The sequence below is a fragment of the Kribbella sp. NPDC104740 genome, assembly GCF_055583505.1.
Genome location: NZ_JBVJNV010000002.1, coordinates 959,039 through 973,667, shown reverse-complemented (window position 1 = coordinate 973,667; position 14,629 = coordinate 959,039). Strand labels below are relative to the sequence as shown.

13 protein-coding genes are annotated in these 14,629 nt (G+C 69.8%); 5 read left to right on the top strand and 8 right to left on the bottom strand.

The window, feature by feature from the left end; genetic code table 11:
- Nucleotides 1-92: 92 nt before the first annotated feature.
- Nucleotides 93-923 carry a phosphotransferase gene (locus ACZ6Z4_RS14065; protein WP_465562636.1) on the top strand — a complete coding sequence of 277 codons (831 nt, stop codon included), beginning with the start codon at nt 93-95 and terminating at the stop codon, nt 921-923.
- A gap of 17 nt (nt 924-940) precedes the next feature.
- Here ACZ6Z4_RS14065 and ACZ6Z4_RS14060 read toward each other — a convergent pair whose 3' ends face one another.
- The 3 genes from ACZ6Z4_RS14060 to ACZ6Z4_RS14050 form a co-directional block, all read right to left on the bottom strand.
- On the bottom strand, nt 941-2,116 hold the full coding sequence (locus ACZ6Z4_RS14060; RefSeq protein ID WP_465562635.1) for an MFS transporter: 1,176 nt from the start codon (nt 2,114-2,116) through the stop codon (nt 941-943).
- 133 nt (nt 2,117-2,249) lie between these two features.
- Nucleotides 2,250-2,750: a hypothetical protein gene (locus ACZ6Z4_RS14055; RefSeq protein WP_465562633.1), complete on the bottom strand. Its 501-nt coding sequence runs from the start codon at nt 2,748-2,750 to the stop codon at nt 2,250-2,252.
- An 11-nt stretch (nt 2,751-2,761) separates the two neighbouring features.
- Entirely contained in the window at nt 2,762-3,664 is a 903-nt protein-coding gene (locus ACZ6Z4_RS14050; protein ID WP_465562631.1) for a hypothetical protein, read from the bottom strand.
- Nucleotides 3,665-3,849: 185 nt separating this feature from the next.
- Between ACZ6Z4_RS14050 and ACZ6Z4_RS14045 the strand changes: the two genes are divergently transcribed.
- Both ACZ6Z4_RS14045 and ACZ6Z4_RS14040 read left to right on the top strand, forming a co-directional pair.
- The gene (locus tag ACZ6Z4_RS14045; RefSeq protein ID WP_465562629.1) at nt 3,850-4,461 is read left to right on the top strand and encodes a papain-like cysteine protease family protein; all 612 of its coding nucleotides are present in this window, start codon (nt 3,850-3,852) and stop codon (nt 4,459-4,461) included.
- 2 nt (nt 4,462-4,463) lie between these two features.
- Entirely contained in the window at nt 4,464-5,195 is a 732-nt protein-coding gene (locus tag ACZ6Z4_RS14040) for a hypothetical protein (RefSeq protein ID WP_465562627.1), read from the top strand.
- 112 nt (nt 5,196-5,307) lie between these two features.
- Here the strand turns inward: ACZ6Z4_RS14040 and xylA are convergent, their stop codons facing one another.
- Genes xylA through ACZ6Z4_RS14020 form a run of 4 tightly spaced genes read right to left on the bottom strand, consistent with a single transcriptional unit; the run spans nt 5,308 to nt 9,628 of the window.
- Nucleotides 5,308-6,465, bottom strand: coding sequence for a xylose isomerase (gene xylA / locus ACZ6Z4_RS14035; protein WP_363668904.1), 1,158 nt, complete (start codon nt 6,463-6,465; stop codon nt 5,308-5,310).
- A 22-nt stretch (nt 6,466-6,487) separates the two neighbouring features.
- Entirely contained in the window at nt 6,488-7,375 is an 888-nt protein-coding gene (locus ACZ6Z4_RS14030; RefSeq protein WP_465562625.1) for a carbohydrate ABC transporter permease, read from the bottom strand.
- 1 nt (nt 7,376) lies between these two features.
- Complete coding sequence (locus ACZ6Z4_RS14025; RefSeq protein ID WP_465562624.1) at nt 7,377-8,282, bottom strand: carbohydrate ABC transporter permease; 906 nt, start codon at nt 8,280-8,282, stop codon at nt 7,377-7,379.
- Complete coding sequence (locus tag ACZ6Z4_RS14020; RefSeq protein WP_465562623.1) at nt 8,279-9,628, bottom strand: extracellular solute-binding protein; 1,350 nt, start codon at nt 9,626-9,628, stop codon at nt 8,279-8,281. The genes ACZ6Z4_RS14025 and ACZ6Z4_RS14020 overlap by 4 nt, the downstream gene beginning before the upstream one ends.
- A 206-nt stretch (nt 9,629-9,834) precedes the next feature.
- Between ACZ6Z4_RS14020 and ACZ6Z4_RS14015 the strand changes: the two genes are divergently transcribed.
- Complete coding sequence (locus tag ACZ6Z4_RS14015) at nt 9,835-12,210, top strand: beta-glucosidase (RefSeq protein WP_465562621.1); 2,376 nt, start codon at nt 9,835-9,837, stop codon at nt 12,208-12,210.
- 4 nt (nt 12,211-12,214) lie between these two features.
- Nucleotides 12,215-13,264 carry a LacI family DNA-binding transcriptional regulator gene (locus tag ACZ6Z4_RS14010; protein ID WP_465562619.1) on the top strand — a complete coding sequence of 350 codons (1,050 nt, stop codon included), beginning with the start codon at nt 12,215-12,217 and terminating at the stop codon, nt 13,262-13,264.
- 170 nt (nt 13,265-13,434) lie between these two features.
- Here ACZ6Z4_RS14010 and ACZ6Z4_RS14005 read toward each other — a convergent pair whose 3' ends face one another.
- Entirely contained in the window at nt 13,435-14,571 is a 1,137-nt protein-coding gene (locus tag ACZ6Z4_RS14005) for a GntR family transcriptional regulator (protein ID WP_465562617.1), read from the bottom strand.
- Nucleotides 14,572-14,629: the final 58 nt, after the last annotated feature.

Here is a 14,629-nt window from a genome sequence, read left to right as displayed (position 1 = left end):
TTGAGCTTCCCGGCAGCCGCCCCGGGTGAGCGCGCGATCGGGCGCGCGAAAAGGCGTCGATCTCCGCGGGTGATTGCGGGGAGGATGGCGTGATGGGTGAGTGGGAGCGGGTTGAGCGGCTGGATGCTGACTGGGCAGCTGGGGAGGTCGCGCGACTGACCGGGGTTGAACTCGTTGTCGAGGGGCCTTGCCGGGGTGGTGAGGTCGGTGCCGCGTTCGTGCGGTGGCCGGACGGGCGTCGCTCGGTGTTGAAGTGGCGGCCGGGGATTCGGGTGGAGGGGCTCGAGCGCGGGCCGTTGGCGGTGGTCGAGGTGTTGCGGGCCGTGGGGTATCCGGCGCCGCGGACCGAGCTCGTGGTGCAGGTCGGCGATGCCGTGGTGACCGTGCAGGAGTTGATGCCTGGGGCAACCATCGAACGGTGGGACGACGAGCTGCTCGATCAGGTTCTCGAGCTGAACGCCTTGCAGGCGGGAGTTCTGGCGGGAACCAAGATTCCGCCGTTGCCGTTGTACCTGCAGAGTGACGGGCCGGGGTTCTGCCTGCACGAGCCGCTCAGACAGCGTGATGCGCGGACGGCCGCGCTGGAGCGGCGGATCGCGGCGGTCGAGGTCGAAACCCTCGCGGGCGACGATGCCGTGCACGTGGACTTCCATCCCGGGAACCTGCTGCAGACCGACGGAAAACTCACCGGGGTGATCGACTGGGACGGCGCCGGGCGCGGGCATCGCGGGTTCGACCTGGTGACCTTGCGGTTCGGCGTCAAGGAAAGCAAGCGGCTCGACAGTCTGCTCGACGAGCTTCCGTACGACGTACTCCGGCCCGCCTGGGCGAGCATGAGCCTGCGGATGGTGGATTGGGCGATCCGCCACTTCCCGCCCGGCGAGGTCGACTACTGGGTCGACCTCGCCGAGCAGCGGATCTGAGAGCAGCCCGCGCGAGGTCAGGCGGCGGCGAGCTCCGACGCTGCGGGGGAGTGCCGCCGGTCGAGCGCACCCGAGATCAGCGCCAGCACCAACGCACCCGCAGCCATCGCCGCTCCGGCCCAGTTCGTCGCCGCGTAGCCGTACCCGGCCGCGATCACCAGCCCACCAAGCCAAGCCGCCAATGCGTTCCCGAGGTTGAACGCCCCGATGTTCACCGCCGACGCGACAGTCTGCGCGGACGACGCGCTCGCCAGTGTCCGCAATTGCAGCGGCGGCGTGGTCGAGAATGCGAACCCGCCGAGCAGGAACAGCGTGATGATCGCCGGCACCGCCCAGTGCGCGGTGAACCCGAAGACCACCAGCACCAGTGCCAGGGCGCCGAGCGACGTGTAGAGCGTCGGCATCAGCGCGCGATCGGCGTACCGGCCGCCGAGCAGGTTCCCGAAGACCATCCCGATCCCGAACAGCACCAGCAACCACGAGATCGCGCCCTCCGGCAGCCCCGCCTCCTCGGTCATCATCGGCGCGATGTAAGTGAACGACGCGAACACGCCGCCGAACCCGAGCACCGTCGTCCCGACCGCGAGCCACACCTTCGCGCTCCGGAACACCGCGAACTCCGCCCGCAGGTTCCCGCCCGCGGGACGCGCGATCTCGGGGACCAGCGCCGCGATCCCGATCAGCCCGAGCACACCGAGCCCGGCGACCACCCAGAACGTCGCGCGCCAGCCGAGACCCTGGCCGATGAACGTCCCCATCGGGACGCCGAGCACGTTGGCGACGGTCAGCCCGGTGAACATCAGCGCGATCGCGCTCGCCTTCTTCTCCGGCTTCACCAGGTCGGAAGCGACCACCGCGCCGACCCCGAAGAACGCGCCGTGGCAGAGCGCGGTGACGATCCGCCCGGCCATCATCACGCCGTACGACGGCGCGAGCGCGGACAGCACGTTGCCCGCGACGAAGATCGCCATCAGCAACAGCAGCAGCTGTTTGCGGCGCATCCGGTTCCCCAGCGCCGTCATCGGCAACGCGCCCACGGCCACGCTCAGCGCGTACCCCGTGATCAGCCAGCCGGCCGCCGGGATGGACACGCCGAACTCGGTCGCCACCTCCGGCAGCAACCCGGCGATCACGAACTCCGTGGTCCCGATCCCGAACGCGCCGATGGCCAGCGCGAGCAGAGCGAGCGGCATGACAAGGCCTCCTGATGACTACGACGACTACCAGCGCCGACAATACTTGCACACGCCGACTAATGGCAAACGCCGGGTTCCCGGAGGCGAAGAAAGGGCCGCCGTCCCGAAGGACAGCGGCCCCGACGGAGGATCAGCGACCGACGAGCTCGTACCGCACCTGCGTCCAGAACCCGTCCGGCCGTTCCTCGCCGTAGATGTCCAGCACGTGCTCACCGGCGCCCAGGGCCGGGACGTACGCCCACAGCCCCCAGATCTTCACCTTGCGCCGACCGAGCAGCACCTTGCCGGGCAGTCGCGGAATCGGCGTCGGCTGGTCGTTCGCCAGCTCGACCACCGGCAGGTCCACACCGTCCAGCACCGCCCGGGCCCCGGCTCGCGGGCAGACGATGTCGAAGTCCACCGGCCCCCAGATGTTGAACAGCGGGAAGAACACCGGCCGGTCCGCCGGTACGTCGAGCCGTCGCTTCACCGCACCGCCGTACGTGCCGGCCAGGAACCACACGTCGTCCGGCTGCCGCTCGGCGTTGAACTCCCCGGTCGGGTCACTGATCGGAGATCGCCCGCTCTTCGCCCCGTGCACCCACTGGAGCCAGCGTCTGGCCAGCTCCGTCCCACCCTCGATCGCACTCATGAGCGCGGATCCTAGTCCCACTCCCAGGCGATCCCGATCAGCCCCGGATCGGTGGTCGGGGCGACGACGTGGACCCGCCCGTCCGGGCTCATCATCAGGTCCTGGTGCACGAGGTCCGGCCCGGTCGAGTGCCGGCGGCGGAATTCGGTGACCCGGACCGGCATCGCGTCCCGGTGGAACTGGACCTCGAGCACGTGGTGCGTCCCCGGCCACTCGTGGAAGCGGTAGTACTGCGTCGACGGCATCCCGCTGCGGTCCTCGATCGCGTAGTGCACGACCGCGGTGTCGCCGGGGTGCAGGGTGCGGTCGAGCAGCAGTTCGCCGAGGATCGCGCCGGCCTCGGGGTCGCGCGCGACGCGGCCGGTCCGGCAGCCGGTCAGGCCGTTCGGCTTGATCAGCGCGACGTCGCAGCCCGGTTCGCCCTGGTGGACGACGATCTGGCGGTCCACCTCCTTGATCGCGACGACGGTCTGCAGCACGCGTTTGGAGCGCAGGCTGCGGTCCGCGCCGATGACGATCTCCTCGACGACCGTGACGCTGCGCAGACGTCCGTGGGCGTCACCGCGGACGACCTCCAGCAGCCGCGTCAGCGTCGCCGCGTAGTCGACCACGGCGTACGGGCGGTGCGTGACCGCGGTCTCCGGGCGCGCGGGCGGGATCCGTACGGCGAGCCAGCCGGCCGGGAGGTCGAGCAGCTCTTCCAGTGCCGTCACCACGGCCAGCGACCCGGCGCGGGGGAGTCGCCGGCCGCTCTGCCAGGTGCTCAGCGTGGCGATGCCGACGTGCAACCCGCGCTCGGCCAGCCGGGCCTGGATCCGGTTGAGGGCGAGCCCGCGGTCGGCGATTGCGATCCGCAGCGCGTCGGCGAACGGCGTCTCGGGACCGATGTCCGGTACGTGAAAGCGCGTCTGCATCCAGTCCGACCCTCCTGGGCAGCGAGTGTAAACGTTCACAGTCCGCGACCGCAGCACCGCGTACGGTGCTGTTCACCCCGTGGACCGCGTTCACACCGTGTACGCCGGGCCGCCCGGACCGCTTGCTCCGGTGTGAGCGGGTGATCACGATGAGTGGCCTCACCCGCCCCAGAGAAGGAGGCCCCATGAGGAGGGTCAGCACGCACCGCCGCTGGTCATGGCTCGTGGCAACGATCGCCGGGTTGGCACCGCTCGTCCCGATCACGGCGGCGGCCGCCGCGCCGCTCCCGGTCGCCCCGGTCGCGCAGCAGGTCGCCGCCAGCCGCTACCTCGACGTGAACGGCCAGGCCCAGGAGAAGTCGAACTGGTGCTGGGCCGCGACCGGCAACAGCATCGCCAAGTACTACGGCAAGACCTACTCGCAGAACCAGTTCTGCAACATGGCCTTCGGCTACAACCAGAACGCCGCCTGCCCGAACGACCAGGCCACGCTGGCCAACGACCAGCGCGCGTTCCGGACGATCGGGATCAGCCAGGGCAGCTACGTCAGCAGCACGCTGAGCTTCGCCACCCTGCAGACCGAGATCAACGCCAACCGCCCGGTGATGACGCGGATCGGCTGGAAGTCCGGCGGCGGTCACATGATGGACATCATCGGGTACGACTCGTCGAACTCCACGATCGAGTACTACAACCCGTGGGGCTCGGACCCGCGCTACAACACCTCGACCTACAACTGGTACCTGAACAACTCGCAGTTCCAGTGGACGCACTCCCTCTACCGGATCGGAGCCTGAGGATGAGGAAGCTTCGGTGGGTGGGCGCGCTGGTCGGCGGACTGGTGCTCGCGGCAACAGCAGCCGGTACGGCGGGCGCTGCCGCGCCCGGTCCGGATCTCGCGGCGGCGAAGGCGGCGGCGCACTCGGCCCAGGCCGGTCAGCTGATCGCGAAGGCGGCGCAGCGGTTGCCGCAGGCCACGGCGAAGGCCGGCACGGTGGTGCAGCAGGACGCCGTACCGGTGTACGCGCTGAACCCCGAGTTCGTTGCGGGCAAGTCGGGCGAGGTGGCGTCGCTCTGGTACGTCGCGACGTCGGCGTCGAAGGGCGGGGCGGCGATGACCGTCTACACCGCGCCGGACGCGGCCGGGACGTGGTCGGCGGTGAACGTTGCCAGCGGCAACACGGAGGCGAAGATGGCCGGCGCGGCGAAGGGCGCGCAGCTGTTCACCGAGCCGCAGATCGGAGCCTGGTACGCGCTCTCCGGCGATCAGGTCCGTGCGCTGAACTCGTCGGCGACCGAGGCGATCGGGAGCAAGCCGGTCAGCCTGGGCACGTACCAGCAGAAGGTCGCCGACCGCTACGCCGACAAGCAGCCCGGCAGCCAGTACGACGCTCGAGGCACCGCGGGCGGGTACGACGTGACGACCGAAAGCAACTCGACGGTCAACCTCCCGCTGGTCGTCGGAGGCGGCGCGGCCGTCGTCATCCTCGGTGCCTACACGCTGGCGGTCTACCGGCGCCGGCACGCCTGATCCTCCCCTGAACCCCGGCGAGTCCGCGCCGGGGGAGTGCAAAAGACCGGGCCCCGCGGCAGTGCCGCGGGGCCCGGTCGGGTGGAGGGAGGGTCCACGCGAAGCACCAGGGTCAGGACCTGGTGCCGTACAGGTGCTCGATCGCCAACTGGTCGAGCTGCTCGAACGCCATCCCGCGGCGCCCGGCCTCCTCCGGGTCGAAGTCCTCCGCGCGCAGCGTCGCCAACGACTCCCCGGCAGCGAGCGTCGGCTGCGCGAGCTGGTCCAGCCGCGCGTCGAGCAACGCCTGCTGCACCTCCGGGTCGTTGCGGAAGGCACGGACCTTCGCGCGCAGGATCAGGTAGTTCCGCATGCACCCGGCCGCCGACGCCCAGACCCCGTCCAGGTCCTCGGTCCGCGGCGGCTTGAAGTCGAAGTGCCGCGGGCCGTCGTACCCGCCGTGCTCCAGTACGTCGACCGTCCAGAACGCACCGCGCGCGTTCCCGGCGCCGAAGCGCAGGTCCTGGTCGTAACGCGGCCCGTTCTGCCCGTTCAGGTCGGCGTGGAACAGCTTCCCGTGCCACAGCGCCTGCGCGATGCCGTGCGCGTAGTTGAGCCCGGCCATCTCCTCGTGCCCGACCTCGGGGTTCAGCCCGACCCGCTCGGAGTGCTCCAGCGACTCGATGAACGCCAGCGCGTGCCCGATCGTCGGGAGCAGGATGTCGCCGCGCGGCTCGTTCGGCTTCGGCTCGATCGCGAACCGGATGTCGTAGCCCTGCTCGACGGCGTACGAGCCGAGGATGTCGAAGGCTTCCTTGTACCGATCGAGCGCCGCCCGCACGTCCTTGGCGGCCCCCGACTCGGCGCCCTCGCGACCGCCCCACGCGACGAACGTCTCCGCGCCGAGCTCGGCCGCCAGGTCCAGCTGGTCCGCGGTCTTGCGGATCGCGTACCGGCGGACGTCCCGGTCGTTGTTGGTGAAACCGCCGTCGCGGAAGACCGGGTGCGAGAACAGGTTTGTGGTCACCATCGGGACCTTCAGCCCGGTCTCCTCCAGCGCGGCCCGGAACGGCTTCAGGTGCGCGTCGCGCTCGGCCGCCGTACTGCCGAACGGGAAGACGTCGTTGTCGTGGAAGGTGATGCCGTAGGCACCGAGGTCGCTGAGCTTGTGCACCGCCTCGGCCGGGTCCAGCACCGGGCGGACCTCGCCGCCGAACACGTCGACGCCCTGCCAGCCGACCGTCCACAGCCCGAACGAGAACTTGTCATCCCGGGTGGGCTCGAAATCCATGGTGTTCCTCTCAGAAGGTGGGTTAGCGGCTGAAGCCCGCGGTCAGACCGCTGAGCAGCTGCCGGCGACCGATCGCGTACAGGATCACGATCGGCAACGTGGTCAGGACGACGGAGGCGAGCACCGCCGGCACGTTGACGGAGTACTGGCCCTGGAAGGTCCACAGCGCCAGCGGAAGGGGACGTTTGTCGGGGCTCTGGGTCAGGATCAGTGGCAGCAGGAAGCCGTTCCAGACCCCGAGGCCGTTGTAGATGGCAACGGTGACCAGCGCCGGCCGGGTCAGCGGGAGCGCCAGGCTGCGCAGCATGCCCCATTCGGTCGCGCCGTCGACGCGCATCGACTCGAACAGTTCCTTGGGCACGTCGCGGATGAAGTTGGTCAGCACCAGCACCGACAGCGGAATCGAGAACGCGATCGACGGCAGGATGATCGCCAGCAGGCTGTCGTACAGGTGCATCTTGATGATCAGCAGGTAGACCGGGATGATCGTCGCCTGCAGCGGGATCGCCAGCCCCATCAGGAACAACCCGTTCACCCCGGCCAGGAACCGGCTGCCGGCGCCACGGACGATCGCGTACGCCGCCATGAAGGCGATCGCGACCGCCGGGACGATCGTGCCGGCGGTGATGATCACGCTGTTCAGGAAGTACCGGGGGAAGTCCGACGCGATCACCAGCCGGTAGTTCTCCAGCGTCGGCTCGGCCGGGATCGCGAACGGGTTCTGGCTGAAGAACGCGCTCTGGTCCTTGAACGAGGAGACCACGATCCAGTAGACCGGCACGATCACGATCGCCAGCCACACCCACCCGGCGGTCCCGCCGAGCCAGTTCAGCCGGAGCAGCTTGCGCCCGTACGACGTACTGCCGCTGACCGGCCGGGCCGCGGCCCGGGTGCTCGTCACCACAGCCATCTCACGCACCTTCCTGCTGGCTGGCCGTCGTGCTGCCGCCGAGCCGGCGCAGGATCAGGGCCAGCGCGAGTCCGATCAGCACCAGCAGGACCGCGATGACGCTCGCCGGTCCCATCAGGTTGGCCTGGAATCCCCGCTTGTACATGTCGAGCGCGAGCACCCGGGTCGCGTCGCCCGGACCGCCCGCGGTGAGCACGAAGATCAGGTCGAAGAAGGTCAGCGACCCGACCACCATCAGCGTCGACGAGGTGATGATCGTGTACTTCAGCTGCGGCACGGTGATCGAGAAGAACTGCCGGACCCGCCCGGCGCCGTCGATCGCGGCGGCCTCGTACATCGTGGTCGGGATCTGCCGGACGCCGCCCTGGTAGATCAGCGAGTGGAACGGGATGAACTGCCACGACACGACGAAGATCACCACGCCGAGGGCGAGGTTGTCCCGGCCCAGCCAGTCCTGGGTCAGGAAGCCGATGTGCAAGCCGGCGCCGAGGCCGAAGTTCGGGTCGAGCAGCGCCTTGTAGGTGATCGCGATCGCGGCCGAGCTGAGCAGCAGCGGCACGAAGTACAGGACGGCGAGGAACGCGCGGTAGCGCTGCCGGCCGGCCAGGAAGACGCCGAGCAGCAGGCTCAGCGGGGTCTGGACGAGCCAGGACAGGATCATGATCTCGAACGTCACGAACAGCGCGTGCGGCAGGCCGGGGTCGCTGAGCACCGTGCGCCAGTTCGACAGACCGGCGGGGTTGATCGCGCCGAGGCCGTCCCACTGGGTGAAGCTCAGCACCAGGACGCCGACCAGCGGCACGACCCCGAAGACCGCGAACATCAGCAGCGCGGGCAGCACCATCCACACGACCGGACCGCTCCGCCCGACCTTGCGCGCGGAGGCCGGGGGAGCGGCTGTGGTCACTTCCCGATCACCGCGTTCATGCTGTCGGCGAACTGCTGCGGGCTGATCGAGAGCTGGAACAGCTTGGCGATGTTGTCGAGCAGCGCCTCGGCCTGGGTCGGGCTGAGCGCCTGGTCCCACGACTGCCCGAAGTACTTGGCCTTGCTGGAGGTGTCGTAGACGAACTTCAGCCACTCGGCGTCGTTCTTGTCGGTCACCGAGGCGAGCTTGGCCTCGGCGCTCTTGACCACCGGGATGTTGCCGGCGCCGACCCAGGCGTCCACCGAGGCGTCGTCGAGGGTGTTGTTGGCGAGGAACTTCTTCGCCGTCTCCTTGTCCTGGTCGCTGGCCTTGGACGAGATCGACAGGTACGCCGCCGGGTTGCCGACCGAGTTGCTCGGGTCGCCCTTGCCGCCCTCGACCGGCGGGAAATTCATGTATCCCAGGTGGCCACCGGTGACGAAGTCGCCGCCGTCGGCCTTCATCCCGCCGTAGGTCCAGGCGCCGTGCAGCATCATAGCGGCCCGGCCGGTGTAGAGCAGCGCCTGGTCGGCGTTGGAGTCGGCGGTGATCGAGGAGAAGCCCTTGATGAAACCGTTGGCCTTGACCAGTTTCTGGACCTCCTCGAGCGCCTTCAGCGACGACGGGTCGGACCAGGCGTTCGGCTTGCCGTCGAAGATGTTCTGGAACACCTCGCTGCCGCCGATCCGGTCGTACAGGAACTCCAGCCACATCATGTTGGTCCAGCGCGACTGGCCGCCGAGCGAGAACGGCGCGATCTTGGCCTCGTTGAACTTCGGGACCAGGTTCATGATGTCGCCCCACGACTTCGGCGGCTCGGCCCCGACCTTCTCGAACACCTTCTTGTTGTAGAACAGCACGATCGGGGTGGTCGCCTCGACCGGCATCGCGTAGATCTTGCCGTTCACGGTCGCGGCCCCGAAGGCGGACGGGAAGATCCCGTTCTTCAGCTCGGCGTTCTGGCCGAACCAGCTGGTCAGGTCCTCGACCTGGTTGGCGTCGACGTAGCTCTTCAGGCCACCGCCGCCCCAGCCCCAGATCAGCGTCGGGCCCTGGCCGGCGCCGATCGCGGTCTTGATCTTCTGCTTGAACGCGTCGTTCTGGAACTGGTTGGTCTTGATCTGCGAACCCGAGTTCGCGTCGTTGAACCGCTTGACCTGCGCGCCCCGGATGCCCTCCTGCGGCTGGCCGGTGAGGAACCAGTACGTCGTGGTGCCGGCTGCGCCGTCACTGCTTCCGGTCGAGCCGCCGGAGCTCTGCGGACCGGAGGTGCCGCAGGCGGCCAGCCCGGCCGCGACGGCGCCGGCGCCGGTCAGACGGAGGAACGTACGCCGAGAAGTCGTCATGGGATCCACCCTGATCTCCGAAATCCTGGCCGCGATGACTTCACGGCGGTTAAGACTGTGTTTCGTAACGTAGGTTTCGGTGATGTGGCTGTCAAGGTCTTGAAACTTTCGACTTTCAGGCTGCAATCTTAGCGATACATGCCGATCGGAACAGCGAAATGTTTCGAGATCTGCACCGACTTTGATCGATCAAGAAGGAGACTTTCGTGGCAGCTCGAGACGATCGGCCGTGGCTGGACACTGCGCTCACGGCGGAGGAGCGAGCCGGGCTGCTGCTGGCGGCGATGACGCTGCCGGAGAAGGTCGCGCAGCTCGGCAGCCGCTGGATCGGCAACGACATGGCCACGGCGCAGGAGCTCCCGGCCGAGGAGACGCTGAACAACGTGGCGCCGATGCAGGACGTGTTCGCCGAGGGCGGCGCGGTCTCGCTGGAGGACGCGAGCCGCAACGGGCTCGGTCACCTGACGCGGGTCTGGGGCAGCGTTCCGCTGACCGCCTCGGAGGGTGCGGCCGAGGTCGTGCGGCAGCACCGGATCGTGCTCGAGGGTTCGCGGCTCGGCGTACCGGCGCTGGTGCACGAGGAGTGCCTCACCGGCTTCACGACGTACGGCGCGACCGTCTACCCGACGGCGCTGGCCTGGGGTGCGACGTTCGATCCCGAGCTCGTCGAGCGGATGGCGAGTGCGATCGGGCGGGACTTGGCCGCGGCGGGTGTGCACCAGGGGTTGTCACCGGTGCTCGATGTCGTGCGCGACTATCGCTGGGGTCGCGTCGAGGAGTCGATCGGCGAGGACCCGTACCTGGTCGCGATGGTCGGTTCGGCGTACGTGCGCGGGCTGCAGAGCTCCGGGGTCGTTGCCACGCTCAAGCATTTCGCCGGGTACTCGGCGTCGCGGGCCGGGCGCAACCACGGGCCGGTGTCGATCGGGCGCCGGGAGCTGCTCGACGTCATCCTGCCGACGTTCGAGACCGCGATCGCGACCGGCGGCGCGGGGTCGGTGATGACGTCGTACTCCGATCTCGACGGGCTGCCGGCGGGGGCGGATCCGTGGCTGTTCACGGAGCTGCTGCGCGAGGAGTGGGGGTTCGACGGGACGGTCGTGTCGGACTACTGGGCGGTGCCGTTCCTGGCGACGATGCATCGGGTTGCGGAGGACACCGATGCGGCCGGGGTGCTGGCGCTGACAGCTGGTACGGATGTCGAGCTGCCGGACACGATCGGGTTCGGCGAGGGGCTGATCAAGCGGGTCGAGTCGGGTGAGGTGCCGGAGGAGCTGATCGATCGGGCGGCTCGGCGGCTGCTGGTGCAGAAGGTGAAGCTCGGGCTGCTCGATGCGGAGTGGACGCCGGAGGCGTCGGTGCAGGCGGTCGAGCTGAACTCTTCTGGGAATCGCGAGTTGGCGCGGGAGGTCGCCGAGCGGTCGGTTGTTCTGCTCGACGCCGGTACGGCGCTGCCGCTCGGATCCTTCGCAGGAAAGGTCGCAGTGGTCGGCCCGTGCGCGGCCGAGCCCAAGTCGTTCATGGGCTGCTACGCCTTCCCCAACCACGTCCTCCCGCGCTACCCGGAACGTGCCCTCGGCATCGAGGTGCCCTCGGGACTCGATGCCCTGCGCAACGAGTTCCCGGACGCCGAGTTGCTGCACGCCCCTGGTTGCGAGGTGCAGGGCAACGATCGCTCCGGCTTCGCGGCCGCGGTCGAGGCGGCGCGTGACGCCGACCTCTGCGTGGCGTACGTCGGCGACCTGTCCGGCCTGTTCGGGCACGGCTCCTCGGGTGAGGGCTGCGACGCCGAGGACCTGCGGCTGCCCGGCGTACAGGCCGAGCTGCTGGAGCAGCTGCTCGACACCGGTACGCCGGTGGTCGTGGTGGTTGTCTCGGGCCGGCCGTACGCGCTGGGCGATTTCGCCGATCGCGTTGCCGGGCTCGTGCAGGCGTTCATGCCCGGGCAGGAAGGTGGCGCGGCGGTCGCCGGTGTGCTGAGCGGGCGTGTGATGCCCGGCGGCAAGCTGCCGGTGCAGATCCCGCGGCATGTCGGTGGGCAGCCCGGTACCTACCTGCAGCCCGCGCTCGGGAGCGTGGAGAGCGCGGGGATCAGCGGGCTGGAGACCGTCCCGCTGTTCCCGTTCGGCTTCGGGGCGTCGTACACGAGCTTCTCGGTGGGAGAGCTGCGGCTGAGCGAGACCGAGATCCCGACCGACGGCGAGCTGACCGCGACCGTCCGGGTCCGCAACACCGGCGAGCGGGCCGGCGACGAGGTCGTGCAGCTCTACCTGCACGACGTGGTCGCGCAGGTCGCGCGGCCGCTGAAGCTGCTGATCGGGTTCGCGCGGGTGTCGCTGGAGCCGGGTGCCGCCGTCGACGTGACGTTCCGGGTCGACGCCGACCGGACGGCGTACACGGGACCGGACCTGCGCCGGATCGTCGAGGCCGGCGACATCGAGCTGCTCGCCGGAACCTCCTCGATCGACCTGCCCGCGCGGGGTACCGTGCGGGTCACGGGGGCGACCCGGGTGGTGGGGCACGATCGTACGATGGTCACCCCCGTCGGCCTGACGCCCGTCAGCGCAGCAGGAGGAGAGTGAGCAGGTGCCGTCGTTGAGAGGCCGGGTCACGCTGGCCACCGTCGCGGCCTCCGCCGGGGTCTCGGTCGCGACGGTCTCCAAGGTGCTCAACGGACGCAGCGACGTCTCCGAGTCGACCCGCGCGCGGGTGCAGGAGGTGCTCCGCGAGCACGAGTACGTCGGCCGCCGGCCCGAGCCCGCGGTCGAGCGCGCCGCGGTCGAGCTGTTCTACCAGGGCGTGCTCAACAGCTACTCGCTCGAGGTGATCCAGGGCGTCGTCGAGGCCGGCCAGGCGGCCGAGGTCGACGTGGTGGTGAGCGCGCACCCGCAGCGGGCGCAGGGACGGACCGCGTCGACGCCCGGCCGCGCGGCACCGTGGATCCGCGAGATGACGGCCAACGGACGGCGCGCGGTCATCGGGATCACCTCCGAGCTGACCGCGGCCGATGTGGCCGCGCTCTCGCGGGCGCGGTTGCCGCTGGTCGTGGTCGACCCGATGAACGTCGTACAGCCTGAAGTGACGAGCGTCGGGTCGACGAACTTCGCGGGCGGGATGGCGGCGACGCAACACCTGCTGTCGCTCGGGCACCGGCGGATCGCTTACCTCGGCGGGCCGCCGACGTCGGGGTGCAACCAGGCGCGTCTCAGTGGTTACCGCGGCGCGATGGACGCCGCCGGAGCCGCCGTGCCGAAGGAGTACGTGTGGCTGCGGGAGTTCCTGTACGACGACGGCCTCGCGGGTGGCGCTGCGTTGCTGGACCTGCCGGAGCCGCCGACGGCGATCTTCGCGGGGAGCGACGAGGTCGCGCTCGGCGCGATGGAGGCCGCGCGGGCGCGGGGGCTGCGGGTGCCGGAGGACTTGAGTGTGGTCGGCTTCGACGACACGCAGGTCGCTCGGTTGGCTTCACCGCAGCTGACGACGGTGCGGCAGCCGATTCGGGAGATGGGTGCGGTGGCGTTGCGGACGGCGCTGCAGTTGGCGGCGGGGGAGAAGGTGGACTCGCACCATGTGGAGCTGGCGACGCAGTTGATCGTGCGGGATTCGGCGACGGAGCCTGCGCGGGTCAGCTCGTAGGCGTGCGAGCCGGAGCCGCTGGGCCGGCGCGCGCGAGCTGGAGTCGCTGGGCCGGAGCCGCCAGGCGGGAGCCGCTGGGCCGGAGCGCGCGAGCTGGAGTCGCCGGGCCGGAGCCGCCAGACGGGAGCCGCTGGGCCGGAGCCGCCAGGCCGGAGCCGCCGGGCCGGCTTTCAGTGCGGCGCTGGGCCGGTCGACTCGCGGATGATCAGCCGCGGGACGAGCGAGATCTGCTGACGTGGCGACTCCGGATCTTTCAATCGCGCCCGGAGCACGTTCACCGCGAGCCGCCCGACCTCCGACTTCGCCGGCGACACCGCGGTCAGCGGTACGTCGGACAGATCCGCGACCTCGTCGTCGTAGCTGATCACCGACAGGTCTTTGGGAACTTGAATGCCTCGCGCGAGCGCGGCGGTGAGCAGCAGGTTCGCCTCGCGATCGGCGAAGCAGATCACGCCGGTGACGCCTGCCGCGAGCAGATCGTCGAGGAAGCGATCGGCATCCGCGGTGGTCCAGCGCTCGGCTGATCTGGTCAGGACGACGTCTTCCTTCAGCCCGGCGTACACCTGCGGGGCTGTGTGCGGGCCGGTCCGTTCGAGGTACCCGATCCGCGTGTGGCCGAGCTGCCGCAGATGATGCACGGCGGCACGCGCCCCGGCCGCGTGGTTGGAGCCGACGAACTCGTGCACGGTCGCCGGATCTTCGAGCCCGCGCTCGACGAGTACCACGGGAAGATCGAGGCCCTCGAGCATCCCGCTCTCGCGAACCCCGCTGTCGCCCGCAGACCCGCTGCCGCCCACAGACCCGCTGCCGCCCACAGACCCGCTGCCGCCCACAGACCCGCTGCCGATCGCAGGCCCGTCCCCGCGGTGCGCCGGCTCGTCCGGCGCGACGATCAACCCCGCGACGCCCGCCGCGATCAGACTCTCCAGCGCCCGGCGCTCTTCCGCCCGATCCCACTCCGTGCTGCGCAGCATCATCTGGCCGCCGTGCTCGGCGAGCTCGCGCTCGATGCCGACGATGATGCGCGGGAAGTAGTACGTCATCGACGGGACCGCGACGCCGACCAGCGGGCCGACCACCTGATCGGCGATGTACATCCCGGAGCCCTGCCGGCGGTACACCAGTCCGTCCTGGACGAGCAGGTCGACGGCACGCCGTACGGTGTTGAGACTGACCCCCTGCTCGTCGGCGAGCTGCTGCTCGGTCGGCAGCTTCCCGCCGGGCCAGCGCAGGCCGGCGATCCCGCGGCGCAGCTCGTCGGCGAGGTGCCGCGCCTTCTGGCCGCGGGCGATCGGCTCTGTGCTCACGGAGGCGAGCTTAGCGGCGGCGTCGCGGAAAGTCATTAGAATGAATCTCTTGCCAAAG

Excerpts from the sequence above, each read along its gene's own strand:
- xylA (WP_363668904.1), bottom strand. The coding sequence starts at position 6,465 with ATGGATTTCGAGCCCACCCGGGATGACAAGTTCTCGTTCGGGCTGTGG.
- ACZ6Z4_RS14045 (WP_465562629.1), top strand. The coding sequence starts at position 3,850 with ATGAGGAGGGTCAGCACGCACCGCCGCTGGTCATGGCTCGTGGCAACG.
- ACZ6Z4_RS14050 (WP_465562631.1), bottom strand. The coding sequence starts at position 3,664 with ATGCAGACGCGCTTTCACGTACCGGACATCGGTCCCGAGACGCCGTTC.
- ACZ6Z4_RS14055 (WP_465562633.1), bottom strand. The coding sequence starts at position 2,750 with ATGAGTGCGATCGAGGGTGGGACGGAGCTGGCCAGACGCTGGCTCCAG.
- ACZ6Z4_RS14060 (WP_465562635.1), bottom strand. The coding sequence starts at position 2,116 with ATGCCGCTCGCTCTGCTCGCGCTGGCCATCGGCGCGTTCGGGATCGGG.
- ACZ6Z4_RS14020 (WP_465562623.1), bottom strand. The coding sequence starts at position 9,628 with ATGACGACTTCTCGGCGTACGTTCCTCCGTCTGACCGGCGCCGGCGCC.
- ACZ6Z4_RS14040 (WP_465562627.1), top strand. The coding sequence starts at position 4,464 with ATGAGGAAGCTTCGGTGGGTGGGCGCGCTGGTCGGCGGACTGGTGCTC.
- ACZ6Z4_RS14065 (WP_465562636.1), top strand. The coding sequence starts at position 93 with ATGGGTGAGTGGGAGCGGGTTGAGCGGCTGGATGCTGACTGGGCAGCT.
- ACZ6Z4_RS14030 (WP_465562625.1), bottom strand. The coding sequence starts at position 7,375 with ATGGCTGTGGTGACGAGCACCCGGGCCGCGGCCCGGCCGGTCAGCGGC.